This window comes from Treponema sp. R80B11-R83G3 (genome assembly GCF_054786115.1).
In genome coordinates this window covers 1-430 of sequence record NZ_BDHF01000513.1, presented here as the reverse complement: position 1 = coordinate 430, position 430 = coordinate 1, and the positions used below count along the sequence as shown (strand labels likewise).

Annotated in this window: 1 protein-coding gene; it reads left to right on the top strand. The window is 41.2% G+C overall.

Going from position 1 to position 430, the window contains the following annotated elements:
• Positions 1-21: 21 nt before the first annotated feature.
• Positions 22-430 (top strand): sodium:solute symporter family transporter (locus ACYVRH_RS14725; RefSeq protein ID WP_461257611.1); only part of this gene is annotated, 409 nt, incomplete at its 3' end.

The window sequence follows — 430 nt, the reverse complement described above, 5'->3', positions numbered from 1 at the left end:
GGAACATGGGGATTGCCGCAGATGGTTTCAAAATTTTACTCCATTAAATCCGAAAAAATGATAAGCAAGGGCGCTATAGTATCGACATTTTTTGCGCTTATAGTAGCGGGCGGCTGTTATTTCTTGGGCAGTTTCGGCAGGCTGTACGCGGGATCAGAAAACATCGCTTATAATAAAGCCGGCGCTATTATTTTTGATTCAATTATACCGGCCATGCTTTCAGGGTTTCCTGATATATTGATCGGCATTGTTATCGTATTGGTTTTTGCCGCGTCCATATCCACGCTTTCATCACTTGTCATGGCTTCATCATCAACTCTGACGCTGGATTTTCTCAAGGGCCATGTTATTAAAAAAATGAACGAGAAAAGCCAACTGTTTACAATCCGTACCTTGATTGTGATATTTATAGCGATAGCTTCCTTTATAG